General features: G+C 62.9%; 1 pseudogene. It reads left to right on the plus strand.

Annotated features, from left to right (window positions below):
- Positions 1 to 143: 143 nt before the first annotated feature.
- Positions 144 to 498, plus strand: a pseudogene (locus tag EOD07_RS36950) (helicase); the annotation flags it as partial.

The following is a 498-nucleotide window of genomic DNA, read 5'->3' on the forward strand; positions in this document are numbered from 1 at the left end:
TCCTAAATCCCTATGTGTCGGCTGTCACACGCGGCGGCGCCGCGCTTCCGACCAAAAGCATGATCCCGAAAAGCGGGAACCGGTTTTCGGAGAAAGATCATGCTTAAACAATCAAAGCGGCAGAAACACTTATTTCCGAGCCGATGAATATCCAGCCGAAACACTCCCAGCCGCTGATCCTTTCGGGCCGCGACGTGACGGCCGTGCTGGGGCCTACCAACACCGGCAAGACCCATCTCGCCATCGAGCGCATGGTCGCGCATGAGACCGGCATCATCGGCCTGCCGCTGAGGCTGCTCGCCCGCGAGGTCTATGCCCGCGTCTGCGAGAAGGTCGGCGCCCACAAGGTGGCGCTGATCACCGGCGAGGAGAAGATCGTGCCGGCGAGCGCGAAATATTCGGTCTGCACCGTCGAGGCGATGCCGCGCGAGACCGACGCCGCCTTCGTCGCCATCGACGAGGTGCAGCTCGCCGGCGATCTCGAGCGCGGCCATATCT

The sequence above is a fragment of the Mesorhizobium sp. M2C.T.Ca.TU.002.02.1.1 genome (genome assembly GCF_003997225.1).